This is a genomic window from Pseudomonas viridiflava, from assembly GCF_900184295.1.
GTDB lineage: Bacteria > Pseudomonadota > Gammaproteobacteria > Pseudomonadales > Pseudomonadaceae > Aquipseudomonas > Aquipseudomonas viridiflava.
Genome location: NZ_LT855380.1, coordinates 2,170,878 through 2,195,644 on the forward strand (window position 1 = coordinate 2,170,878; position 24,767 = coordinate 2,195,644).

The 24,767-nt window shown below is 59.0% G+C and carries 22 protein-coding genes; 15 read left to right on the forward strand and 7 right to left on the reverse strand.

Annotation, left to right across the window (positions count from 1 at the left end):
* Positions 1–14 precede the first annotated feature (14 nt).
* The 4 genes from lpdA (at position 15) to brnQ (ending at position 5,415) form a co-directional block, all read left to right on the forward strand.
* Positions 15–1,451: a dihydrolipoyl dehydrogenase gene (lpdA, locus tag CFBP1590_RS10110; RefSeq protein ID WP_088234952.1), complete on the forward strand. Its 1,437-nt coding sequence runs from the start codon at positions 15–17 to the stop codon at positions 1,449–1,451.
* 206 nt (positions 1,452–1,657) lie between these two features.
* On the forward strand, positions 1,658–2,824 hold the full coding sequence (gene sucC / locus CFBP1590_RS10115) for an ADP-forming succinate--CoA ligase subunit beta (RefSeq protein ID WP_004882574.1): 1,167 nt from the start codon (positions 1,658–1,660) through the stop codon (positions 2,822–2,824).
* Positions 2,824–3,705 carry a succinate--CoA ligase subunit alpha gene (sucD, locus tag CFBP1590_RS10120; RefSeq protein ID WP_004882573.1) on the forward strand — a complete coding sequence of 294 codons (882 nt, stop codon included), beginning with the start codon at positions 2,824–2,826 and terminating at the stop codon, positions 3,703–3,705. The genes sucC and sucD overlap by 1 nt, the downstream gene beginning before the upstream one ends.
* Before the next feature lie 396 nt (positions 3,706–4,101).
* Positions 4,102–5,415, forward strand: a complete 1,314-nt coding sequence (gene brnQ, locus CFBP1590_RS10125; RefSeq protein WP_004882572.1) for a branched-chain amino acid transport system II carrier protein — start codon at positions 4,102–4,104, stop codon at positions 5,413–5,415.
* A gap of 81 nt (positions 5,416–5,496) precedes the next feature.
* Here the strand turns inward: brnQ and CFBP1590_RS10130 are convergent, their stop codons facing one another.
* Positions 5,497–5,769, reverse strand: a complete 273-nt coding sequence (locus CFBP1590_RS10130; protein ID WP_004882571.1) for a hypothetical protein — start codon at positions 5,767–5,769, stop codon at positions 5,497–5,499.
* Positions 5,770–6,104: 335 nt separating this feature from the next.
* On the opposite strand from CFBP1590_RS10130, the gene htpG reads away from it, so the two are divergent.
* A complete protein-coding gene (htpG, locus tag CFBP1590_RS10135; protein ID WP_004882570.1) occupies positions 6,105–8,012 on the forward strand; it encodes a molecular chaperone HtpG in 1,908 nt (635 codons plus the stop codon).
* Between the two features lie 91 nt (positions 8,013–8,103).
* Entirely contained in the window at positions 8,104–8,838 is a 735-nt protein-coding gene (locus CFBP1590_RS10140) for a dienelactone hydrolase family protein (RefSeq protein ID WP_029243904.1), read from the forward strand.
* Positions 8,839–8,859: 21 nt separating this feature from the next.
* On the opposite strand, the gene CFBP1590_RS10145 is transcribed toward CFBP1590_RS10140, so the two are convergent.
* The 4 genes from CFBP1590_RS10145 to CFBP1590_RS10160 all read right to left on the reverse strand — a co-directional run bounded on the left by CFBP1590_RS10145 (position 8,860) and on the right by CFBP1590_RS10160 (position 13,783).
* Complete coding sequence (locus CFBP1590_RS10145) at positions 8,860–9,711, reverse strand: pirin family protein (protein WP_029243905.1); 852 nt, start codon at positions 9,709–9,711, stop codon at positions 8,860–8,862.
* Positions 9,712–9,893: 182 nt separating this feature from the next.
* Positions 9,894–11,111: a beta-ketoacyl-ACP synthase I gene (gene fabB, locus CFBP1590_RS10150; RefSeq protein ID WP_088234953.1), complete on the reverse strand. Its 1,218-nt coding sequence runs from the start codon at positions 11,109–11,111 to the stop codon at positions 9,894–9,896.
* A 10-nt stretch (positions 11,112–11,121) separates the two neighbouring features.
* Positions 11,122–11,637 carry a 3-hydroxyacyl-[acyl-carrier-protein] dehydratase FabA gene (gene fabA / locus CFBP1590_RS10155; protein ID WP_024686114.1) on the reverse strand — a complete coding sequence of 172 codons (516 nt, stop codon included), beginning with the start codon at positions 11,635–11,637 and terminating at the stop codon, positions 11,122–11,124.
* A gap of 220 nt (positions 11,638–11,857) precedes the next feature.
* Positions 11,858–13,783, reverse strand: a complete 1,926-nt coding sequence (locus CFBP1590_RS10160; RefSeq protein ID WP_088234954.1) for a response regulator — start codon at positions 13,781–13,783, stop codon at positions 11,858–11,860.
* Between the two features lie 285 nt (positions 13,784–14,068).
* Here CFBP1590_RS10160 and CFBP1590_RS10165 point away from each other — a divergent pair, with 285 nt between their 5' ends.
* From CFBP1590_RS10165 to CFBP1590_RS10200, 8 genes are all read left to right on the forward strand, one after another.
* The gene (locus CFBP1590_RS10165) at positions 14,069–15,094 is read left to right on the forward strand and encodes an NAD(P)H-dependent glycerol-3-phosphate dehydrogenase (protein ID WP_025996428.1); all 1,026 of its coding nucleotides are present in this window, start codon (positions 14,069–14,071) and stop codon (positions 15,092–15,094) included.
* Between the two features lie 25 nt (positions 15,095–15,119).
* Positions 15,120–15,464, forward strand: a complete 345-nt coding sequence (locus tag CFBP1590_RS10170; protein ID WP_058433025.1) for a DUF4389 domain-containing protein — start codon at positions 15,120–15,122, stop codon at positions 15,462–15,464.
* A complete protein-coding gene (sixA, locus tag CFBP1590_RS10175) occupies positions 15,461–15,916 on the forward strand; it encodes a phosphohistidine phosphatase SixA (RefSeq protein ID WP_058433026.1) in 456 nt (151 codons plus the stop codon). Before CFBP1590_RS10170 ends, sixA begins: the two co-directional genes overlap by 4 nt.
* A 68-nt stretch (positions 15,917–15,984) precedes the next feature.
* On the forward strand, positions 15,985–16,428 hold the full coding sequence (locus CFBP1590_RS10180) for a hotdog fold thioesterase (RefSeq protein ID WP_058433027.1): 444 nt from the start codon (positions 15,985–15,987) through the stop codon (positions 16,426–16,428).
* Between the two features lie 131 nt (positions 16,429–16,559).
* A complete protein-coding gene (locus CFBP1590_RS10185; protein WP_029243911.1) occupies positions 16,560–17,381 on the forward strand; it encodes an alpha/beta fold hydrolase in 822 nt (273 codons plus the stop codon).
* The gene (locus CFBP1590_RS10190; protein WP_088234955.1) at positions 17,378–18,232 is read left to right on the forward strand and encodes an alpha/beta hydrolase; all 855 of its coding nucleotides are present in this window, start codon (positions 17,378–17,380) and stop codon (positions 18,230–18,232) included. Before CFBP1590_RS10185 ends, CFBP1590_RS10190 begins: the two co-directional genes overlap by 4 nt.
* A gap of 127 nt (positions 18,233–18,359) precedes the next feature.
* Complete coding sequence (locus CFBP1590_RS10195; RefSeq protein ID WP_080665301.1) at positions 18,360–19,190, forward strand: DUF4892 domain-containing protein; 831 nt, start codon at positions 18,360–18,362, stop codon at positions 19,188–19,190.
* Between the two features lie 91 nt (positions 19,191–19,281).
* Positions 19,282–20,331: an AI-2E family transporter gene (locus CFBP1590_RS10200; RefSeq protein WP_029243914.1), complete on the forward strand. Its 1,050-nt coding sequence runs from the start codon at positions 19,282–19,284 to the stop codon at positions 20,329–20,331.
* Positions 20,332–20,388: 57 nt separating this feature from the next.
* Here the strand turns inward: CFBP1590_RS10200 and CFBP1590_RS10205 are convergent, their stop codons facing one another.
* Together CFBP1590_RS10205 and CFBP1590_RS10210 are read right to left on the reverse strand one after the other, a co-directional pair.
* Positions 20,389–21,444, reverse strand: coding sequence for a sensor histidine kinase (locus CFBP1590_RS10205; protein WP_088234956.1), 1,056 nt, complete (start codon positions 21,442–21,444; stop codon positions 20,389–20,391).
* Positions 21,441–22,190, reverse strand: a complete 750-nt coding sequence (locus CFBP1590_RS10210) for a response regulator (protein ID WP_058433032.1) — start codon at positions 22,188–22,190, stop codon at positions 21,441–21,443. Before CFBP1590_RS10210 ends, CFBP1590_RS10205 begins: the two co-directional genes overlap by 4 nt.
* A 356-nt stretch (positions 22,191–22,546) precedes the next feature.
* On the opposite strand from CFBP1590_RS10210, the gene CFBP1590_RS10215 reads away from it, so the two are divergent.
* Complete coding sequence (locus CFBP1590_RS10215) at positions 22,547–24,547, forward strand: hypothetical protein (RefSeq protein ID WP_088234957.1); 2,001 nt, start codon at positions 22,547–22,549, stop codon at positions 24,545–24,547.
* The last annotated feature ends 220 nt before the right edge of the window (positions 24,548–24,767 follow it).

A 24,767-nucleotide genomic window follows, 5' to 3' on the forward strand; every position in this document is an offset into this window, starting at 1 on the left:
AAAGGAATCTTTTTATGTCCCAGAAATTCGACGTGGTAGTGATTGGCGCAGGCCCTGGCGGTTATGTTGCCGCCATCAAGGCTGCGCAACTTGGTCTCAAGACTGCCTGCATCGAGAAATACCAGGACAAGGAGGGCAAACTGGCCCTCGGCGGTACCTGCCTGAACGTGGGTTGCATTCCGTCCAAGGCGCTGCTGGACAGCTCCTGGAAGTTCTACGAAGCCAAGAACGGCTTTGCGGTCCACGGTATTTCGACCTCCGAAGTGAGCATGGACGTACCGGCCATGATCGGTCGCAAGTCCACCATCGTCAAAGGCCTGACCGGCGGCGTTGCCAGCCTGTTCAAGGCCAACGGCGTGACCACTCTGCAAGGCCACGGCAAGCTGCTGGCCGGCAAGAAGGTCGAGCTGACCGGTGCTGATGGCACAGTCGAAATCATCGAAGCGGATCACGTGATCTTGGCTTCCGGTTCGCGTCCGATCGACATTCCGCCGGCTCCGGTCGACCAGAAAGTCATCGTCGACTCGACCGGTGCTCTGGAATTCCAACAGGTGCCAAAGCGCCTGGGCGTGATCGGCGCAGGCGTGATCGGTCTGGAACTGGGTTCCGTCTGGGCGCGTCTTGGCGCTCAGGTGACCGTTCTGGAAGCACTGGAAAAATTCATTCCAGCAGCTGACGAAGCGGTTTCCAAGGAAGCGCTGAAGACCTTCACCAAGCAGGGTCTGGACATCAAGCTGGGCGCTCGCGTGACCGGCTCGAAAGTCAACGGCGAAGAAGTTGAAGTCACCTACACCGACGCTGCCGGCGAACAGAAGATCGTTTTCGACCGCCTGATCGTTGCCGTAGGCCGTCGTCCTGTGACGACTGATCTGCTGGCAGCCGACAGCGGCGTCGACATCGACGAGCGCGGCTTCATCTTCGTCGATGACCATTGCACCACCAGCGTTCCGGGCGTCTACGCGATCGGCGACGTGGTTCGTGGTCTGATGCTGGCGCACAAGGCGTCGGAAGAGGGCATCATGGTCGTCGAGCGCATCAAGGGCCACAAGGCCCAGATGAACTACGATCTGGTTCCTTCGGTCATTTACACCCACCCGGAAATTGCATGGGTCGGCAAGACCGAGCAGACCCTGAAGGCCGAAGGCGTTGAAGTCAACGTCGGTTCCTTCCCGTTCGCAGCCAGCGGCCGTGCCATGGCAGCCAACGATACTGGCGGTTTCGTCAAGATCATCGCCGATGCCAAGACCGACCGCGTTCTGGGTGTTCACGTGATTGGCCCGAGCGCTGCCGAACTGGTACAGCAGGGTGCTATTGCAATGGAGTTCGGCACCAGCGCCGAAGACATCGGCATGATGGTCTTCTCGCACCCGACGCTGTCCGAAGCGCTGCACGAAGCGGCCCTGGCAGTGAATGGCGGCGCCATCCACATCCAGAACCGCAAGAAACGCTGAGACAACAAGAAACCACGACGCAGTGCCCGTCGTGAATCCTGCCAGCAGGAATCACCGCGGAATCTGCGTCGGACTCGACCTCTCAGGCGGCTTCAGGAAGGCCCGACGGCCTTTCCGGAGTCCACCCGGAGTAGCGGTCACAGGTGGTGCGGCACGCTGACGTGCAGCACCGAATGCGCAGTACCTAAACGAAGACGGTAATAAGCATGAATCTTCACGAGTATCAGGGTAAGCAGCTGTTCGCTGAATACGGCCTGCCAGTATCCAAAGGCTACGCAGTAGACACCCCCGAAGCAGCAGCAGAAGCCTGCGACAAGATCGGCGGAACCGAGTGGGTCGTCAAAGCCCAGGTTCACGCAGGTGGTCGCGGTAAAGCGGGCGGCGTAAAGCTGGTTCGCAGCAAGGAAGACGCTGCAGCGTTCGCACAGCAGTGGCTGGGCAAGCGTCTGGTGACTTACCAGACTGACGCCAATGGTCAGCCAGTGACCAAGATCCTGGTCGAGTCGTGCACCGATATCGCCAAAGAGCTGTACCTGGGCGCTGTTGTAGACCGTTCCAGCCGTCGTATCGTGTTCATGGCTTCCACCGAGGGTGGTGTGGACATCGAGAAGATCGCTCACGACACTCCTGAAAAGATTCTCAAGGCCACGATCGATCCACTGGTTGGCGCTCAGCCGTTCCAGGGTCGCGATCTGGCATTCCAGCTGGGTCTGGAAGGCAAGCAGGTCACTCAGTTCGCCAAGATCTTCACCGGTCTGGCCAAACTGTTCCAGGACCACGATCTGGCCCTGCTGGAAGTGAACCCGCTGGTGATCAAGGCTGACGGCGACCTGCATTGCCTCGACGCCAAGATCAACATCGACGCCAACGCCATGTACCGCCAGCCAAAGCTGAAGGCTTTCCACGATCCATCGCAAGATGACCCGCGCGAAGCCCACGCTGCCAAGTTCGAACTGAACTACGTGGCACTGGAAGGCAACATCGGCTGCATGGTCAACGGTGCTGGCCTGGCCATGGGTACCATGGACATCGTCAACCTGCATGGCGGCAAGCCTGCAAACTTCCTTGACGTTGGCGGTGGCGCTACCAAGGAACGCGTTACCGAAGCGTTCAAGATCATCCTGTCCGACACCAACGTCGCTGCAGTACTGGTCAACATCTTCGGCGGCATCGTTCGTTGCGACATGATTGCCGAAGGCATCATCGGTGCAGTGAAAGAAGTCGGCGTGAAAATCCCGGTTGTTGTTCGTCTTGAAGGCAACAACGCTGAACTGGGCGCTAAAGTACTGGCAGAAAGCGGTTTGAACATCATCGCGGCTACCAGCCTGACCGACGCTGCTCAACAAGTCGTCAAAGCTGCGGAGGGCAAATAATGAGCGTCCTGATCAATAAAGACACCAAGGTTATCTGCCAGGGCTTCACTGGCTCGCAGGGTACCTTCCACTCCGAACAAGCCATTGCCTACGGCACCAAAATGGTTGGCGGCGTGACACCAGGCAAGGGTGGCACCACTCACCTGAACCTGCCGGTGTTCAACACTGTTGCAGAAGCGGTTGCTACCACTGGCGCCGATGCTTCGGTTATCTACGTTCCGGCTCCTTTCTGCAAGGATTCGATCCTGGAAGCTGCATTCGCCGGCATCAAGCTGATCGTCTGCATCACCGAAGGCATCCCGACCATCGACATGCTGGAAGCCAAGGTCAAGTGTGACGAACTGGGCGTGGTCCTGATCGGCCCTAACTGCCCAGGCGTCATCACTCCGGGCGAGTGCAAGATCGGCATCATGCCAGGTCACATTCACTTGCCAGGCAAGGTCGGTATCGTGTCGCGTTCCGGCACCCTGACCTACGAAGCTGTGAAGCAGACCACTGACGCCGGTTTCGGTCAGTCCACCTGCGTTGGTATCGGTGGTGACCCGATCCCGGGCTCCAACTTCATCGACATCCTGAAACTGTTCCAGGAAGACCCGAAGACCGAAGCGATCGTCATGATCGGTGAGATCGGCGGTTCGGCTGAAGAAGAAGCGGCTGCCTACATCAAGGCACACGTGACCAAGCCGGTTGTTTCCTACATCGCTGGTGTGACTGCTCCTCCGGGCAAGCGCATGGGCCATGCGGGCGCAATCATCTCCGGCGGTAAAGGTACTGCAGACGAGAAATTCGCTGCACTGCAGGACGCGGGCGTCAAAACCGTTCGTTCCCTGGCAGACATCGGCAAGGCCTTGGCCGAGCTGACCGGTTGGCCGGTGAAGTAAGCCTCGCTTACTTTTTCGAGCAATCAGCAAAGGCCACCTTCGGGTGGCCTTTGTGCATTCTGGGGTTGGGAAATCAATCGCGGCCACGCCACTCGCAAGCTACTAAAGAAACAGGATTTTTTTGTGACAGACCCGTCACGTCGAAGGCGTGGTGGCGCATCCCACAATCGAGTGTTTGTGGCTATAAATTCCTGCGCTTATAAAGTGCGTATATCGGAAGCTCGCCCTTCAATAGTGCATTTATTGGCCGGATTCGCTACCCTGTCGACCGTTTTTGCGTCGCCCTCACAAGGGGCACGTCGCAAGGTACTGCCACGTCTTACGCTGACGGGCTGCGTTCACCTCATTCACGGGTGACGTCATTTCCCTTATCTCGATTTTGTGTGGTCCTTCGCAATGAAAGTGTTGAAAGGCCAGGACATCCTGGCACTTGGTTTCATGACGTTCGCCCTGTTCGTCGGGGCGGGCAATATCATCTTCCCGCCTATCGTGGGCCTGCAGGCCGGTCCCCATGTATGGATCGCCGCGCTGGGCTTTCTGGTTACGGCAGTGGGCTTGCCAGTGGTCACGGTAATTGCCCTGGCCAGGGTCGGTGGCGCGATGGATGCGTTGAGCAGCCCGATCGGCAAGGTCGCGGGCGGTATTCTCGCTGCAGTGTGTTACCTCGCCGTCGGCCCTTTGTTCGCCACGCCGCGCACGGCCACGGTTTCCTTCGAGGTCGGGCTTGCGCCGTTGACCGGTGACGGTCCGATGGCGCTGGCCCTGTATAGCCTCGTGTATTTCCTGGTGGTGTTCTGGGTGTCGCTGTATCCGGGGCGACTGCTCGACACGGTAGGGCGCTTTCTCGCGCCGCTCAAGATACTCGCACTGGCGATTCTGGGTATCGCAGCCTTTGCTCTGCCAGCAGGCGACATTGGTACCGCAGAGCCTGCTTATACGGCAGCGCCATTCTCGCAGGGCTTCATCAATGGCTATCTGACCATGGACACCCTGGGGGCTCTGGTCTTCGGCATTGTCATCGTCAATGCCATTCGCTCGCGGGGCGTCGAATCGCCGCGGCTGATCACGCGTTACGCGATCATCGCCGGACTGATTGCAGGGGTAGGGCTGGCGCTGGTGTACATCAGTCTGTTTCGCCTGGGCTCCGGCAGTCACTCGGTGGCTGCGGGTGCAACCAATGGCGCGGTGGTGCTGCACGCTTACGTGCAACACACCTTCGGTTCGCTGGGCAGCGGCTTTCTGGCCGTGCTGATTTCGCTGGCGTGTCTGGTGACAGCGGTAGGTCTTACCTGCGCCTGTGCCGAATACTTTGCCAAGATCCTGCCGCTGTCCTACAGGACGCTGGTGGTGATGCTGGCTGTCTTCTCGCTGCTGGTGTCGAATCTGGGCCTGACCAAGCTGATCCTGTTCTCGATCCCGGTACTGACCGCGATCTATCCGCCCTGCATCGTTCTGGTTGCGTTGAGCTTCTGCAAGGGATTCTGGCAACGTCAGGGTCGAGTGGTGGCACCGGTCATGCTGGTGTCGCTGATCTTTGGGCTGATCGATGCGATAAAAGGCGCGGGCTTTACTGACTCTCTGCCGAAAGCGTTGGCTAACTTGCCATTGAGTGAGCAGGGTCTGGCCTGGTTGATTCCGTCGGTTATAACATTGGCGGGTGCAATCATTGTCGACAGAATAAAAGGCAAACGCAGCGAAGCGTTGGCATGAAGTCGATCATATAACTAAACGCGCAATAATAAAGCCCGCCTAAGCGGGCTTTATTATGTGTAGTTCTGCAAGCCGATGGCTTTACTTGGTTGCAGGTGCTGCTTCAGTTGCCGGGGCCGGAGCCTGGTTGGCGTTCTCGGTCGCGCGCTGTTGAGCGGCTTCAGCGTTTTTCTGAGCAGCTTCCTGGCTTTCCTTGGCCGCGTCGTTCACTTTTTCCTGAGCCTTCTCCATCGACTCCTGGGACTGTTGAGCAGCTTTGTTGGCATCTTGCTGAGTGTTCTCGGATTTTTTGTCGCAGGCAGCAAGACCCAGAGTGGCAGAAAGCATCAAGGCATAGGCTAAAGATTTACGCATGGGGTATTTCTCCTTATTGAGTATCCACGTGCCTAAGAGCATGCCCGTGTAAATTAAGTTCCAGACAGTTCGGTATATTATTTAACCTCGCTGTTTTATTCATGTTTCGTCCAGCTTAAACAGCTCGCAAGCAGCAGCCGATGCTATTACGCATACGCGGTGCCGATCCGCGACGACGGAGAAGTTCACAGCCCGGTCGACAGTCGGAACGCATCGATTGATTCCTGTGCTCTTGAAATCCCTCGCCCAGCCCCCACTTTGATGACTACGCGCTGCTACACAGGCTCATGCCTCGCTGTGGCGGCTTATGCCATCCAGATCGGAGTTTGATGACCATGAGTGTGGAAACTCAAAAGGAAACCCTGGGCTTCCAGACCGAGGTAAAGCAGCTGCTTCACCTCATGATCCATTCGCTGTATTCCAACAAGGAAATCTTCCTTCGCGAATTGATCTCGAACGCGTCTGACGCGGTCGACAAATTGCGTTTCGAGGCGCTGTCCAGGCCTGAGCTGCTGGAAGGCGGCGCAGAGCTGAAGATTCGCGTGAGCTTCGACAAGGACGCGAAGACCGTTACGCTCGAAGACAACGGCATTGGTATGAGCCGTGACGATGTGATCACCCATCTGGGGACCATCGCCAAATCCGGTACCGCTGATTTCATGAAAAACCTGTCGGGCGACCAGAAGAAGGACTCGCACCTGATCGGTCAGTTCGGCGTCGGTTTCTATTCGGCGTTCATCGTCGCCAATCAGGTTGAAGTGTTCAGCCGTCGTGCGGGCCTGCCGGCCAGCGAAGGTGTGCACTGGTCCTCCAAGGGTGAAGGCGAGTTCGAAGTCGCGACCCTGGACAAGGCCGAGCGCGGCACCCGCATCGTCCTGCACCTGAAAGACGGCGAAGATGAGTTTGCCGACGGCTACCGTCTGCGCAACATCATCAAGAAGTACTCCGACCATATCGCTCTGCCTATCGAGCTGCCGAAAGAGCAGGCTCCAGCGGCAGAAGGCGAAGAGGCACCGGCGCTTGAGTGGGAAACCGTCAACCGCGCCAGTGCGCTGTGGACCCGTTCCCGTTCCGAAGTGAAGGACGAGGAGTATCAGGAGTTCTACAAGCATGTCGCCCACGACTACGAGAACCCGCTGAGCTGGAGCCACAACAAGGTCGAAGGCAAGCTGGAGTACACCTCGCTGCTTTATGTACCGGCCCGCGCACCGTTCGACCTGTATCAACGCGAAGCGCCGCGTGGCCTGAAGCTGTACGTGCAGCGTGTCTTTGTCATGGATCAGGCCGAGTCGTTCCTGCCGCTGTACATGCGCTTCATCAAGGGTGTGGTCGATTCCAATGACCTGTCGTTGAACGTGTCCCGCGAGATCCTGCAGAAAGACCCGATCATCGACTCGATGAAGTCGGCGCTGACCAAGCGTGTTCTCGACATGCTGGAAAAACTGGCGAAGAACGAACCCGAGCAATACAAGGGTTTCTGGAAGAATTTCGGTCAGGTCCTCAAGGAAGGCCCGGCAGAAGACTTCGCCAACAAGGAGAAGATCGCCGGCCTGCTGCGCTTCGCTTCCACCTCCGACGAGAGCGGCGAGCAGAGCGTTTCTCTGGCCGAGTACCTGGCTCGCGCCAAGGAAGGTCAGGACAAGATCTACTACCTGACCGGCGAATCCTACGCTCAGGTCAAGAACAGCCCGCACCTTGAAGTCTTCCGCAAGAAAGGCATCGAAGTGCTGCTGTTGACCGACCGTATCGACGAGTGGCTGATGAGCTACCTGAGCGACTTCGACGGCAAGGGCTTCGTGGACGTGGCACGTGGTGATCTGGATCTGGGCAAGCTTGACTCCGAAGAGGACAAGAAGGCTCAGGAAGAGATTGCCAAGGACAAGGAAGGCTTGATCGAGCGTATCAAGACGGCCTTGGGCGAGTCTGTCAGTGAGGTGCGTGTGTCGCATCGTCTGACCGATTCACCTGCGATTCTGGCCATCGGCGAGCAGGACATGGGTCTGCAGATGCGTCAGATTCTGGAAGCCAGCGGTCAGAAGGTTCCGGACTCCAAGCCGATCTTCGAATTCAACCCGGCTCACCCTCTGATCGGCAAGCTGGACGCCGAGCAGAGCGAAGAACGCTTTGGCGACCTGTCGCACATCCTGTTCGATCAGGCTGCGCTGGCTGCCGGTGACAGCCTCAAGGATCCGGCCGCTTACGTGCGCCGTCTGAACAAGCTGTTGGTAGAACTGTCGGTTTGATGACCGAATGACAGAAAACCCGCTTCGGCGGGTTTTTTGTTTGTGCTTGCGCACCGTATTTTTTACAACCTCAAATGATCAGGAGTCAGCAATGAGCAGCAAGATTACTGTCCGTTCCGTAGTACACCAGATTGATGGTCAGCCCTACGAAAGTCGTCTCGTGTACGACGCCAGCGCGACCTCGTCCCGTCCTGGCCTGTTGATGGCTCCCAACTGGATGGGCGTCAGCGAAGGTGCCGAGGACATCGCCAAGGCCGTGGCTGAGCAGGGTTATGTGGTGCTGCTGGCCGACCTGTATGGTCAGAAAATCCGTCCGGCCAATGGCGATGAAGCAGGCGCGGCAATGATGCCCCTGAAGGACGACCGTGCATTGCTGCGCAAGCGCATGCAGGCCGGTCTCGATCTGCTGCTGAGTCAGGCAGGTGTGTCACTGGACGCCAAGCGCATTGCGACGTTCGGCTTCTGCTTCGGTGGCTGCTGCTCGCTGGAGCTAGCGCGCAGCGGTGCTGATGTGAAGGCGGCGATATCCTTCCACGGCACACTGGACACGCCAAACCCTGGTGATGCCAGCAACATCAAGGGTTCTGTTCTGGTCCTGAACGGCGCATCGGACCCTATGGTCCCGAAAGAGCAGCAGTTGGCGTTCGAAGATGAAATGAACGCGGCGAATGTCGACTGGCAGTTGCACAACTATGGCGGCGCGTTCCATTCGTTCACCGACCCGCACGCCAATGTTCCGGGCAAGATGATGTACGACGCCAAGGTCGCTGCGCGGGCCTTCAAGTCGATGCACGATCTGTTGGGCGAAGTGTTCAACCAAAAGTAAGTCAGTGTAAAGGCCGGATCTTCAAGGCAACTCGATCCGGCCCGTTTCTCCTGGAACTGTCGGCCAGTCGCCGTCTGCCCATCGACGCCGTGCATCTTCGATCAGTGCGGCCTCGCTGGCGACGAAATTCCAGTTCATGCGTCGCGGTCCGTCCAGGGCTGCGCCGCCTATCAGCACAGCATGGCATTCGCTTTCCGCGCACAGGTTGACGGTGGTTCCCGGTTCCAGCACGACCAGCGTGCAGGGCAGGACCGGTGTGCCATCCAGTGCGGCTTCACCTTCGAGCACATACAGCGCGCGCTCCTGATGTTCCGGTTCAATTGCCAGTGTTGTGGCGGTCTGCAGGCGCAACTCGGCGTACAGCGTGTCCGAGAGCACCGGTACGGGTGATTTCAGGCCAAAGCCGCTACCGGCCAGCATGCGTATGAAAATTCCCATGCTGTCGCTTTGCGGCAGGCTGTGTGCCGTGTGATGGCTGTAATGACCTTCGCCCTGTTCGTGGTCGCGGGGCGATGCCAGCCAGACCTGCAGGCCATGCAGGCGCGATCCGCTCACCCGCAACGGCTCCGGCGTTCGCTCGATGTGGGCGATGGCTGCGCCTGACGTCATCCAGCTCACATCCCCCGCCTTGAAACGCTGGTCGCTGCCCAGGCTGTCCTTGTGTTGCAGTTCGCCTTCCAGCAGGTACGTCAGCGTCGACAGGCCGATGTGCGGATGCTGACGGATATCCATGCCGGTGCCAGGGGGGTAATCCGTCGCGAGCATATGGTCGAAGAACACGAATGGCCCCACGCTGCGACAGCGTGCGGAGGGCAGGGGGCGCAGGATCGGCTGGCCTTCCACCGTTTCAGCGCGTGGTGTGAGGGTGAGCATGATTCGAGTCTCGATGATGAGGCAGGGAATGGCAGGAATCATAACGCGGGCTGGGTGAGGGGCGAATGTCATCGCAGGCAAGCCGCCTCCAGCGAACCGTATCATCCAGCGTGCCGCGTGCGGCATCCTGAAAACAGAAAAGGCGCCTCGAAAGGCGCCTTTTCAGTCTTGCACGGTCTTGCTTATGCGTTGTAGCGCTGCAGAACCAGAGTTGCGTTGGTGCCACCGAAGCCGAAGCTGTTGCTCATGATGCGATCGAGCTTTGCGTTTTCCCGGGTTTCCAGCAGGATCGGCATGTCAGCGACTTTCGGGTCCAGCTCGTCGATGTTGGCGGAGCCGGCGATGAAGTTGTTCTCCATCATCAACAGGCAGTAGATCGCCTCGTGAACGCCAGCGGCACCCAGCGAGTGGCCCGACAGGCTCTTGGTGGAGCTGATTGCCGGAGCATTGTCGCCGAAGACTGCACGTACGCCGTTCATCTCCATTTCATCACCGACCGGGGTCGATGTGCCATGGGTGTTCAGGTAGTCGATCGGGCCTTCAACGGTCGACAGGGCCATCTGCATGCAGCGGATGGCACCTTCGCCGCTCGGTGCGACCATGTCGTAGCCATCGGATGTCGCGCCGTAGCCGACGATTTCCGCGTAGATCTTCGCGCCACGTGCCAGAGCGTGTTCCAGCTCCTCGACCACGACCATACCGCCACCGCCTGCGATGACGAAACCGTCACGCTTGGCGTCGTAGGCGCGGGAAGCCTTTTCCGGCGTCTCGTTGTACTGGGTCGACAGTGCGCCCATGGCGTCGAACAGGAACGACTGGCTCCAGTGTTCTTCTTCACCACCGCCTGCAAAGACGATGTCCTGCTTGCCCAGCTGGATCTGCTCGACAGCGTTGCCGATGCAGTGGGCGCTGGTGGCGCACGCGGAAGAGATGGAGTAGTTCACGCCCTTGATCTTGAACGGCGTGGCCAGACAGGCGGAAACGGTGCTGCCCATGGTCCGCGTGACGCGGTAAGGGCCAACGCGCTTGACGCCTTTCTCACGCAGGATGTCCAGCGCTTCCATCTGGTTCAGTGTCGATGCGCCGCCGCTGCCGGCGATCAGGCCGGTACGCACGTTGGACACCTGCTCGTCGGTCAGGCCGGCGTCAGCGATGGCGTCTTTCATGGCCAGATAGGCATAGGCTGCCGCATGGCCGACGAAGCGGTAGATCTTGCGATCGATCAGTTCTTCAAGGTTGAGGTCGATGGAGCCGGCAACCTGGCTACGCAGACCCATTTCGGCATATTCCGGCTGGAATTTGATGCCAGGGCGGTTGGCACGCAGGTTAGCGGTGACGGTGTCTTTGTCATTGCCCAAGCAGGAAACAATACCCAGACCAGTGATAACGACGCGGCGCATGCGATTACCCTTAGAAATTTTCAGTGGAAGTGAACAGACCGACACGCAGACCTTCGGCGCTGTAGATTTCGCGACCATCAACGCTCACGGTACCGTCGGCGATTGCCAGGACCAGTTTGCCGCGCATGGTGCGTTTGATATGGATGTTATAGGTGACTTTTTTGGCAGTCGGGAGGACCTGGCCGAAAAACTTCACTTCACCCGAACCCAGGGCGCGGCCGCGGCCGGGGTTGCCTTGCCAGCCCAGATAGAAGCCGACCAGCTGCCACATGGCGTCAAGGCCCAGGCAGCCCGGCATCACCGGGTCACCTTCGAAGTGACAGGCAAAGAACCACAGGTCAGGATTGATATCGAGTTCGGCGACCAACTCACCCTTGCCGAACTTGCCGCCTTCTTCGCTGATGTGCGTAATGCGGTCAACCATCAGCATATTGGGGGCGGGCAGTTGCGCATTACCTGGGCCGAACAGCTCGCCACGACTGCAGCGCAGCAGGTCTTCCCGGGTAAAGGCGTGTTGTTTGGTCATGCGAGCTCCTCAATGATCTTGTGCGGCAGGTTGGGGCGCCACTGGCCCAAACGCCAGTCCTGGCGGACTAAATTGCCAGGACTATGTCCGGCAGCCTACTCATAGACTGTTGCGTTGTAATGAAAGTCACAGGACAGGAGAAATCAAAGTACACCTGTGCACTGAATTTTGTCACTCGACCGCCGTTCAGGGTCGATCAGGCTGTCAAGACTGCCGCAATTTAACATTTATCGCCAGTCACAGGTGTCCGAAAGAATAGCCAGCGGCGCAAAACCTGCTGTAAATCAGCGTGTTTGAAGGGCTTTGCGAGATAGTCGTCCATCCCCGCCTGTAAACAGGCGTCACGATCACCCTGCAGTGCGTTGGCCGTCAACGCGATAATGGGCAACTGTTCGAGGCCTTCCAGTTGCCTGATACGGCGCGTGGCCTCATAGCCGTCCATGACCGGCAGTCGGCAATCCATTAGAATAAGGCCGTATTCGCCTGCGGCGGCCATGTTAACAGCCTCGGCACCATCGACGGCGACGTCCACCCGGCACCCCAGGTTGTGCAGCATGGCCTGAACCACGGTGCGGTTCACCGGATTGTCTTCGACCAGCAGAACACTGCGCTCCTTGCCGGAAGCGTCCAGTGCCGAGAGCGGCTGGCGAATATCGACGGGCAATTGCCGCGATATCGACAGTGGTATCTGCAGGGTGAACAGCGACCCCGCGCCTTCTTCGCTTTGCGCGCGCAACGTGCCACCCATGCGCTCGGCCAGGGTGCGCGCAATCGGCAAGCCAAGCCCGGTTCCGCCATAGCGTCTGGAGATGGAGCTGTCAGCCTGCTGGAAGGCGTCGAACATCGATTCCAGCATGTCGGCATGAATGCCGATGCCGCTGTCCTGAACCGTGCAGGTGAACTGAAGCCGGTCTTCTTCGATCAGGCTCCAGCCCGCCTTGATGCAGACGCTGCCTTGCTCGGTGAACTTCAGCGCGTTGCCGATCAGGTTGACCAGTATCTGCCGGATACGTGTCGGATCGCCGATGACGGTCAGCGATTCCAGGCCTGGCTGGACGTGCAGATTCAACTGCAGGTTGCGCTGCTGTGCGTTGTGGTTGAAGGCATGGGTGGATGCGTTGACCAGTTCGGCCAGATTGAACGCGATTCCCTCCATCTGCAGGGCATCGCGTTCGATACGCGAGAAATCGAGAATGTCGTTGATGACGCGTAACAGATGCTCGGTGGACTCGGTGGCGAGCGTGGCGTATTCGCTCTGCTCGTCGGTCATGCGGGTCGTTTCCAGCAATTGCAGCATGCCCAGCACGCCGTTCATGGGCGTGCGCAACTCGTGGCTCATCATCGCCAGAAAGTCGGATTTGGCACGGTTGGCCTGTTCCGCTTCCTCGCGGGTCTGGATGAGCTGCGCCATGGAGCGTTGCTGCTCCAGGCTGGCCTTGTCCAGATTCGCTGCCAGATTATTGATGTGCCGCGCCAGCGCCCCGAGTTCGGCATCGTCACTGATCGGCAGCGGCGTTCTGTAGTCTCCCTGCTGAATGGCCTTGAGGGCTTCACCCATGCGGCTGATCGGGCGCGACAGGCTGAGGGCAAGGCGTCTGGCCAGGAGAAACGTGAACAATAAGGCGCACAGCGCCAGGATGCCGGCCTTGAGCAGGATTTCCTGCTGGCGTCGGTTGAAGGCTTCGCTGGACATGCCGACCAGTACCCGGCCCAGATAACGCTTGGAGCCTGCCGTCGATAACGGCTCTCCCGATGCAGGTGCCTTGTGTACGACCAGATGCTGGGCGCGTACCGGTGCCTGGAAAATTTCCATCTGGCGCGTCTGGTGTTCGTTTTCCCTTGGTTGGTCGATGTAAACCAGAACGGTGTTGGAGCTGTCCTGAATCTCGACATAGCGAACGCTGGGCATGGACAGCGTGGCGCGCATCAGGCCTTTAAGGCTTTCGGTATCGCCGACCAGCAATCCGGGCTCGGCGGCAGGTGCCAGCTGGTTGGCGATGAGTTGGCCGGTGTGGTTGAGTTCCTGACGCAGATCCTGAATCCGCACGAACGTGAAGAACCCGATCAGCAGGACGGTCAGCAGCAGGGCCGGGCCGAGACTGATCATTTGCGTGCGGGTGTTAATGTCCCAGTGACGAAACGTCATCGCCAGCCCCGTTCGGCGGCGGCCTGTTCCTGAAATTCGACTGATGCGTCCATGCCGGTGCGCTCGCGGGTTCGTATCAATGCATCGATGGCATCGTTCCGGATGCTCAGGAAAGCCGATGTTCACGATGATGCATGCAGTGTGCGCATATGTTAACCGAGATAACTGCAGTTCCAGACACCTTATTGCTTGCTGACAGGCTCTGGCGCGTTTGACGCTGGCCGATGACGCAACGCTCCGTATAATGCCGACATTGCCAGTCAATGGCCCAGGATGGATTGATTTATGACCACGCAGCAGCCTGTAGCGGTTCTTGGTGGCGGCAGCTTTGGCACCGCCATCGCAAATCTTCTGGCCGAAAACGGCCATCAGGTTCGCCAGTGGATGCGTGATCCCGAGCAGGCGGAGGCCATTCGCGTCAACCGTGAAAACCCGCGCTACCTCAAGGGCATCAAGGTCCGGCCTGAAGTGGAGCCTGTAACCGATCTGGCCGCAACGCTTGAAGGCAGCGAGCTGATCTTCGTCGCGTTGCCCTCCAGCGCACTGCGCGGTGTGTTGTCGCCTCATGTCGAATGCCTGAGCGGCAAGATGCTGGTGAGCCTGACCAAGGGTATCGAAGCGCAGACGTTCAAGCTGATGAGTCAGATTCTCGAAGAAATCGTGCCGCAGGCGCGTATCGGCGTGTTGTCCGGACCGAATCTGGCGCGGGAAATCGCCGAGCATGCGTTGACCGCCACCGTGGTCGCCAGCGAAGACGAGGCGCTGTGTCAGCAGGTGCAGGCCGTTCTGCATGGTCGTACCTTTCGGGTTTACGCCAGCGCTGATCGGTTCGGTGTCGAACTGGGCGGGGCGCTGAAGAACGTGTACGCGATCATCGCTGGTATGGCCGTGGCGCTGGACATGGGTGAGAACACCAAGAGCATGCTGATCACACGCGCCCTGGCCGAGATGACCCGTTTTGCCGTGGCTCAGGGTGCCAACCCAATGACGTTTCTGGGGCTGGCCGGCGTCGGCGACCTGATCGTCACCTGTTCGTCGCCGAAAAGCCGTAATTATCAAGTCGGTTTCGCGCTGGGTCAGGGGCTGACTCTCGACGAGGCGGTCACGCGTCTGGGCGAGGTCGCAGAAGGGGTGAACACCCTCAAGGTGCTCAAGGTCAAAGCCCAGGAAGTCCAGGTTTATATGCCACTGGTCGCGGGCCTGCATGCCATCCTTTTCGAAGGTCGTACGCTCAACCAGGTCATCGAAGCGCTGATGCGCGCCGAGCCCAAGACGGACGTCGATTTCATTTCAATCACGGGCTTCAATTGAAACCACTTCAGCCGGGAGAAGGATCTTGAACGAGTCGAATACCCAGAAGAACGAATCCATCGCGCTGCGCATCCTCTGGATGCTGCTATTTGTCATCGTTTGGCAGGTTGCAGAAGTGGTGCTGGCAGGCGTGGTCATTGTGCAACTGGGCTATCGCCTGATCTATGGCGCACCCAGCGGCAGCCTGATGAATTTTGGCGACAGCCTCAGCCAGTTTCTGGCTCAGATCGGCCGTTTCGGCACCTTCCATTCTGATCAGAAACCCTGGCCGTTCGCTGACTGGCCTACGCCACGTTTGCCGGAGGGCGAAGCTGCGCATTTCGTTGCCCCTGCGCCGCATCCGGTGCGTGACGAGGAGCCGAAGCTATGAAGGTCTGGGTGTTGCGCCACGGCGAAGCCCAGTCCCGGGCGCGCAGCGATGCCGAGCGGGAGCTGACCGATCATGGTCGAGAAGAAGTGCTCAAGAGCGCCGTTCACCTGAGTGACAAGCCGTTGCAGAAAATACTTGCCAGCCCTTATGTCCGCGCGCAGCAGACAGCCGGGCTGGTGCACAGGTCGCTGGGCTTCGATGACGCGGTCGTGACCGTGCCATGGCTGACACCGGACAGCGATCCGCGTGAGGTTCTGGATCAGCTCGCGGCGCTGACTGTCGACGAAGTCCTGCTGGTCAGCCACCAGCCTTTGGTCGGTGCCCTGATCGGGCTGCTGGCCCACGGCAGTTATCAGCATGCCGAACCGATGAGCACGGCCAGCCTTGCCGAGCTTGAAGGCGATCATGTGCTCGCAGGTGGCATGAACCTCAACAGTATTCGCCACGTGTGAGCGGACCGAAAAGTCGGCCGCTCGCCGTGTGAAAAACCAGCGTCACCCCACCATAAAAAGGACTGAACATGAGTGTATGGCGTGTCACCCCGGATATCGATGCCCTGATGAAGGCGCAGAAGAACACCATCGGCGAAGTGCTTGATATCCGCTTCGAAGCCTTCACGGACGACTCCCTGACCGCCAGCATGGTGGTCGATCAGCGTACCCATCAACCCTTCGGCTTGCTGCACGGTGGCGCGTCGGTGGTGCTTGCCGAATCACTGGGTTCGATGGCCAGCTACCTGGTTGTGGATCCGGACAAGTTTTTCTGCGTTGGGCTTGAGGTCAACGCCAACCACCTGCGTGGCGTGCGTTCCGGACGCGTCACAGGCGTGGTAAGGCCGGTGCACCTGGGTCGTACGACCCATGTCTGGGACATTCGAATCACCACAGAAGAGGGCAAGCTGAGCTGTATCTCGCGTCTGACCGTCGCCGTGGTGCCTCATGGGCAGGAACCGCCAGCTCGTTGACTGGCCTCGGGCTTCTGACACTTCGGCCTGTAAATGGCCGGAGTGACACCTTCGATGGCAGTTCCAATCGTTGTCGTAGTTTTGGCCCGGTGCGCACAATCAGTACTCGTCCGGCCCTTGAGTCTATCGGCATGCCCCAGCCCGTGTTCTTCGCCCACGCCAATGGCTTTCCCTCGGCCACCTACGGCAAGTTGTTCGCTGCGCTGGGGCCTGAATATGCAGTGGCACATCTGGAACAGCATGCCCATGATCCGCGTTTTCCCGTGGACGACAACTGGCTGAATCTGGTCGATGAACTGATCCATCATTTGCGAGAGCAGGCCGAGCCGGTGTGGGGCGTGGGGCATTCGCTGGGCGGGTTGTTGCACCTGCATGCCGCCCTGCGTTGTCCCGAGCTTTACCGAGGGGTGGTGATGCTCGATTCGCCGGTACTGGGGCTGGCTGACCAGTTGTTCATCCGCGCTGCCAAGCGTCTTGGGTTCATTGACCGGATCACACCTGCGGGGCGAACGCTGGGGCGTCGGGAGGCCTTTGCCGATCTGGAATCTGCGCGGGCCTATTTTTCCAGCAAGACGCTGTTTCGCAGATTCGATCCGGAATGCCTGGATGCCTATCTGCAGCATGGCCTGCAACGGGATGGCGAGCAGTTGCGCCTGCGCTTCGATCCGGCCACTGAAATCAGTATCTACCGCAGCATTCCCCACACCAGCCCCGTTCCATCACGGCAGCTCAAGGTGCCGCTGGCAATGGTGCGTGGCAAGCACAGCCGTGTGATCATGCCGCACCATGGCTATCTGGCCAGACGCATGCGTGAAGGCGAATACCTGTCGATGCCGGGAGGGCACATGTTTCCACTGGAAAGGCCGGATGAAACGGCGCAGTTGCTCAAATCACTGTTCGCGCGCTGGGACGAACGCAATGCACGTCGTCACGCACAGAAAACTCCTGCATGAAGTGTGCTGTCGAGGAAGTGCGCCTGAGCCTCGGGCATGTCGAGCTTGCTGCGCATCTGTTCGGCCCCGAAGAAGGCACGCCGGTCATCGCGTTGCATGGCTGGCTCGACAACGCCAACAGCTTTGCCAGACTTGCCCCGAAGCTTGACGGCCTGCGTATCGTGGCACTGGATCTGGCCGGGCACGGTCACTCCGATCACCGACCGGCAGGTGCCGGCTATGCGTTGGCCGATTATGTGTTCGACGTCCTTCAGGTCGCCGAGCAGTTGGGCTGGTCGCGCTTCGCGCTGCTCGGGCATTCGTTGGGGGCAATCATTTCGGTCATGCTGGCTGGCGCGCTGCCCGAGCGAATTAGCCATCTTGCTTTGATCGACGGCCTGATCCCGCTGACAGGCGAGGCTGACTCTTCTGCCGAAAGGATGGGCGCTGCGCTGCAGGCGCAACTGGCATTGCCCGGCAAGAAAAAACCGGTTTATCAGGATCAGGACCGGGCCATTCAGGCGCGCATGAAGGGCGTGGTGGCAGTCAGCCGAGAGGCTGCCGAGTTGCTCGCGCAGCGCGGACTGATGCCGGTGCCGGGTGGATACACCTGGCGCAGCGACAGCCGCCTGACCCTGCCTTCTGCAACGCGCCTGACTCACGAACAGGCCATGGCGTTCATCAACAATGTGAAATGTCCGACGCAACTGGTCATCGCTCGCGAGGGCATGCTGGCAAAAAAGCACGACGTCATCGAGCGTCTGCCTTTCGGCATCGAAACCTTGCCGGGCGGCCATCACCTGCATCTGGATGACGAGGAGGGCGCGTGCGCTGTTGCACGCTGTTTCAATCGCTTCTTCGCTGCTTCTTGACTTGCGGTCGGCAACTGCCGACGCTGAGCAGGTTGAAACAGGAGCCAACCACGATGGATCAATCCTCCACTCTGCAAGATTGCCTTGTTGGCAATGCCCTTAACGTTTTCCTTTTGTCTGCCTGCCAATGAGAGCACTCATGCGTGTATCAAGTGTTCCATTCGTCGCACTCCTTGCGTCGGTCTTCAGTGCCATGGTGGGTGCTGCCGATCTGCCGGGCAGTCAGGATTTGCAGATTCTGCCGCGGCTGGCCGACTCTGAAATCGTCGACTATCGCCCCCGCGCCGAACTCGAACGTGTCTACCCGATGGGCTCGATCCGCAAGATCAGCGGCCAGTTGCGGTTCGATGGTCAGGTCAGTGCGCGAGGCAATCTGACGTCGGTTACCTATCAGCTGCCTGCCGAGCATTCTTCTGACGACGCATTCACCGCAGCGCGCGAAGCCTTGCAACAACAGGGTGCCGAGTTACTGTTCTGGTGCCAGGCCCGCGACTGTGGCGAAAGCAGCCTGTGGGCCAACGAGGTATTCGGCAACTCCAAATTGTACGGCGCCGATGACCGGCAAGCGTATCTGCTGTTGCGCCTTGCTGAACCCGATACGGATACGCTGGTTGCGCTCTACAGCATTACCCGTGGCAATCGCCGTGCCTATCTGCATGTCGAGCAGTTCGAATCCGCCGCGCCGCTGGGCGATCTGTTGCCGACCTCGGCTACCTTGCTGCGTCAGCTCAAGAGCACCGGCAGGCTCGATCTGCCAAGGTTGAGTGGCGACCCTCAGGAGACCTGGGTGACGTTGATATCGCGCGGGCTCAACCTCGACAGCACATTGCGTGTCACCGTTTCCGGGGCCAGCGCGGCTGCATGGCGCGATGCGTTGATCGCCAAGGGTGTCCGTGCTGCACGACTGGAGACCGGCGGTGCCGATAAAAAGGGCGTGTCCATCGAAGTGATTCGCTAGCGTTCCATGTTCTGCTCGCGACGAATACGGCTGACGCGAGCCGTGTTCGTCTTTATGCTCGCCACTTCCGATTCCTTCTCGCAGGCCCTTCATGTTCAACAACGATCGTCTACTGGTTCAGATCCTGCTGCTGGCCCTGTTCGGCGCTTGCCTGTGGGTGATGGCGCCGTTCTGGTCGGCACTGGTCTGGGGCGCGGTGCTGGCGTTTGCCAGTTGGCCGTTGATGCGCCTGCTGACGCGCTGGTTCAAGGGGCGGGAATCGCTGGCCGCATTGGTCATGAGTCTATGCTGGCTGCTATTGGTGGCCGCGCCGCTGGTATGGTTGGGTTTCAATCTGGCTGACCACGTGCGTGATGCCACGGCGTTTGTCAAAGATGTTCAGGTCGATGGTCTGCCGGATCCGCCCACCTGGCTGGCAGGCATTCCGATCGTGGGTGAGCGGCTGGTGGGTTTCTGGACCACCATCGATCAGCAGGGCGCAGCCTTCATGACGACGGTCAAACCCTATTTGGGCGAAGTCGGTAACTGGTTGCTGGCGCGCAGTGCGCAAATCGGTGGCGGTATTCTCGAGCTGACCCTGAGCATCGTCTTTGCGTTTTTCTTCTACCGCGACGGCCCGCGTCTGGCGGCCTTCGTGCTCAGCCTGCTCGAGCGTCTGATCGGCGATCGAGCCCAGTATTATCTGGATCTGGTCGCTGGTACGGTTCAGCGCGTGGTCAACGGTGTGATCGGTACCGCTGCTGCCCAGGCGGTGCTGGCGCTGATCGGTTTCCTGATTGCAGGCATTCCCGGCGCGCTGGTGCTGGGTATTCTGACCTTCCTGTTCAGCCTTATCCCCATGGGCCCGCCGCTGGTCTGGCTGCCGGCCACCGCCTGGCTGGTGTGGCAGGGTGAGTACGGCATGGCCGTGTTCCTAGGCATCTGGGGCATGTTCGTCATCAGTGGCGTGGACAACGTGCTCAAGCCGTACCTGATCAGCCGGGGCGGCAACCTGCCGTTGGTGATTGTATTGTTGGGTGTTTTTGGCGGGCTGCTGGCGTTCGGTTTTATCGGTCTGTTCATCGGGCCGACTTTACTGGCGGTAGCTTATAGTCTGTTGACGGATTGGGTGGGCAGCGAGAGGGCGCGCACGCCGCGTTGAATTGACGTTCGCGCAGGCCAGCGACGTCGCAGGGCCAATACCTGTGGCGTCCGGGGCTCAATGACGCGGCAAATACAGCACTGCCGTCAGTCCTCCACCCGGTGTCTGTTCCAGCGACAATTCCCCCCCGATCCGTCGCGCTGCTTCACGGGCGATGGTCATGCCCATGCCGACGCCACCGGAGTTGCGATTGCGTGAACCTTCCAGTCGATAAAAGGGCTCGAACACGCTCTCATGCAGTTCAGGCGCAATGCCGGGGCCATGATCGACGACCGAAATCTTGACCCGATCAGCGCCGTCCTCAATCACGATCTTCGCGCTGCCTGCGTAGCGCAGGGCGTTATCGACAAGGTTCTGCAGGCATGAGCGCAGCGCCATGGGCTGGGTTTTCAGCGGCTTGCACTGGCCTTCGTATTGAACATCGTCGCCATTGTCCTGCGCGTTTTCAGCATGTGATTCGATCAGCGCCTGCAAATCCAGCTGTTGCAGGACTTCGGTTCTGCGGTGTTCGTTGAGGTACGCCAGGGTCGCGTCAAGCATGTTGATCATGTCGTTGAGGTCCTGGGTCATCTGCCCGTGCAGCCTGGGATCCTCGATCTGTTCGACACGCAGCTTGAGCCGCGACAGGGGCGTGCGCAGGTCATGAGAGACCGCTGCCAGCATGCGCCCGCGTTGCTGCATCTGCTCACGGAGCTTGTGCTGCATCAGGTTGAAGGTCTGCGCCGCCTGACGTGCTTCGCGCGGGCCGGAGATTTCCAGCGGCGGGCTGTCGAGGTTTTCACTCAGGCGTTCGGCGGCTTCGCTCAATCGCTGCACAGGACGACTCAGGGCCTTGGCGCCATACCACGCTGCGATGATCAGCGTAATGAACTGAAAGATCAGTGGCACGACAGGACCGCCCAGTAGTGGTGGTCTGGGCGGTCTGCGTCGCTCGTCCGGATAATCCGGCCTGCTCTGATCGTGCTGGACAGAAAGTTCACCCCCTGGCGGAGGCTGCATCGGGTGCATGCCGTAATTCATGAACCAAATGAACGCCAGCAGGTGAGCGAGCAGAATGGCCAATAGCGCGCCACCGAAGAGGCGGGCGAAGAGCGTATCGAACCTGCGGATCAACCCAGGTCCCTGGCATCGAACAGATAGCCTTCGCCGCGTACGGTCTTGATCAGTTGCGGGTTCTTCGGGTCGTCAGCCAGCTTTTGGCGCAGGCGCGAGACCAGCAGGTCGATGCTGCGATCAAATGCCTCGATGGAGCGGCCTCGGGCGGCATCCAACAATTGCTCGCGGCTCAGTACGCGATGCGGACGTTCTATGAACACCCGAAGCAGGCGAAACTCGGCGTTCGACAGTGGCACGACAAGGCCGTCAGGCGCGATCAATTGGCGCAGCACGCTATTCAAGCGCCAAGTGTTGAAGCGAATCGTGCTGCGCTGATCGCTGCGTTCATCGCGGACCCGGCGCAGGACTGTCTGAATGCGTGCTACCAGTTCGCGGGGCTCGAACGGCTTGGCCATGTAGTCGTCTGCACCCAGTTCCAGGCCGATGATTCGGTCGGTGGGTTCGCAACGGGCGGTCAGCATCAGGATAGGGATGTCCGAGGTGCTGCGTAGCCAGCGGCACAGCGACAGGCCGTCCTCGCCGGGCAACATCAGGTCCAGCACGACTACGTCGAAGCTTTCTTCGCTAAGGGCAAGACGCATCTGGGCACCGTCAGTCACGCCGCGTGCCTGAATATTGAAGCGCGTCAGGTAATCGCACAGCAGTTCACGGATCGCCACGTCGTCATCGACGATCAGGGCGCGCACTGCCCAGCGCTGCTCGGGGGCGGTAGTGCCGGATGAATTCTCGGTGAATGCCTGCATAGTGCCTGTGCTGCCTGTTGATGCTGCCATGGTTGGCCGCTGTTGATGATTCAGGCTCCCGTCATACCGATTCGCCGGGAGGCGCGGCGAGAGGGTGGGGCTTCTGATTGTCATCGGCATGTCGGGAATGTATCGGAGTTGATACACCTCAGAATTTTTACCTCATTTCTGTGCATGCACCTAGCGTTTCCAACAGTATCGACAACGCCGCTGTCCACGTTAAATGGCGTCTGTACGGCCGCGCAACCGCAGTGTTGCTGCGTGCCGGCAGGTCGCCTTCTCGGTCATGAAAGTCCGTTCAGGCCCATGTGTCATTGCCCGTCGGTCCGGCGGGTCTTCGTCAGGGAGACGCATTGATGACTGTATCAAAACCTCAACCCGAACTGACCGCCGCTGAGCAGGCGCGGCAGTCCTATCGAAAAAAACGTTCCGAGGGTTCACAGAAAAAGGTGGACCTGGATCAGCCCGACGTCGATGGCGTGCTCGGGTTTATTGATGGAGATGAAAGGTACCTCTGGCCCAGAACTCAGTGGGGAAACGACTGGACGATCAGGATTCCGAACTCTGTACAACTGAACCCTTATGAACAACTGCATTTCTTCATGAATGGAGATCGACTGGATGTTATCAACCTGCCTGATCCAGTGACCCCTGCCATTCGCGAATATGTGATACCCGCAGATAAATTCGAATCCGAAGGCGCCTATAAGATTGAATATCTGCACGCAAATAGTGATGGCAACACAATTGGTTCGGCTTCCCGGTCAGTGACTGTCGACCACACGGCGCCCAACGGAAACATTCCCGGGCAGACTCCCGGCTTGCCGCAAGACGTCATCGGTAACGGCCTTACACTGGCGTACTTCGATGCTCATGCGACGCTTGATATCAGTATTCCTCGTACCAGCGATATCATTGCCGGGGATGATATTCGATTGTATTGGGGGGCGGTCGGTCCAAAAAGCATGGCCGATCCGATAGACCACATCGAATCCATTACCGTCTCAAAGGATCAAGCCTTGCCAGGAGCTGGTGACCCGGTCATAAGCCTTGACGCTGATCTCGTCAAAACGCTTCAGGATGGCTCGATCGCAGTGCTTTATCGCTATGTCGATCGAACCGGCAACCTGGGTCAGCCCTCAAGGTGGCAGGAGATCTACGTTGATCTTGATCCGTCGCCGGAAAGTCTTGTGGCGCCGCTGGTACCGCTGGCAGATGATGGTTTGATCGATCGTGCCGACGCGCGTCTGGGCGTGTACGTGGAAATTCCCGCGCCGGGTTACGGCAACCCGCAACCAGGCAAGGACATGATTGAGGTCAATTGGGAAAACACCACGGTTCCAGCGGTGCCTCTGTCAACCTTTCCGATGTCGATTTTCATTGACTGGCCTACGTTGTCGGCAGAAGGAGCGCTGGACGCGCGCAGCTTCAAAGTGAGTTATAGCGTGGTCCGGGGCGCTGCCAAGACAAAATCTTCGGAAATTGACATCTCTGTGGATTTCACCGTGGCAGGTGTCAATCCAGATCCGGATCCGGATCCCGAAGGGCCTGATCCGATAAATGACAAGCTGCCACCGGTGGTCATCAAGAGCCGCGGGCCTGTAGATAACGAGCTAAGCGAGGAGGACAAGGGGCAGGATGCCAAGGCGCTGGTGACGCCAAATCCTGTGATCGCCGGACAGAGCCTGCGTCTGTTCTGGGGGGCGCTGATACCTCATGTCGATGAGGTGGTTATTACCGACCCGCCCGCCGATCCCGTTGAGTTCACAGTGCCTTGGGACAAAATCCAGCAAGGTGGCTACAACGAACAATTACCGGTCTATTACAGCACCTGGAATGGCGTCAACGAGCAACAATCCCCGCGTACCCTGGTAAAGGTGACTATCGTCGAGTCGGAAGAACTCGCCGATGTAGAGTTTCCAGACCGGTATTCCGGAGGAAATCCGGCCATTCCGGTGATCAACTGCTGCTCGAAACCCTGGGACGGAATCAAAGCCAGGATCCCGGGGGATCGGGTGAGTTTCGAAGTGGGTAACACGGTTGATGTCAGCTGGCAGGCATACGATGACTCGCAAGGTAACTCGCCTATTCCTGGAACGGCCTATTCGGCGCCCACTGTAACGCTGGATGACGACGCAGTGAGAAACGGTTTTACCATCACGGTGCCTTATACCGATTACATCGAGCCCATCGTGACGCGTGGCAGTGGCCGCGTCACCTATGTGTTGAAGAAATCGCCAACCCAGATAAGTGTCAAATCGACCCTGGTCGTTGTAACGCGCGTACTGCCAGGCGAGTTAAACCTGTGCACACGGGAAGAACCGGGAGTTTGCGATATCCCCGATCTCGCTGAATGACGGCCTGCGACGCGGCGTGACGATTGAACTGTAGTGAATACGGCAATACCTGAGGATTGTAGGGGGGTGGGTATTGCCGATTTTGATTCAAAGGGTCGCGAAATCGAGGCGTCCATCCTTTCTGTTGCGGGCCACCCGATTTAACTAAGCCGATGAATTTATAGTTCAAAACGTTCTGTTGCGTTGAATTCCAGGCTTTAAACTTAGAGGCTGACGGCAT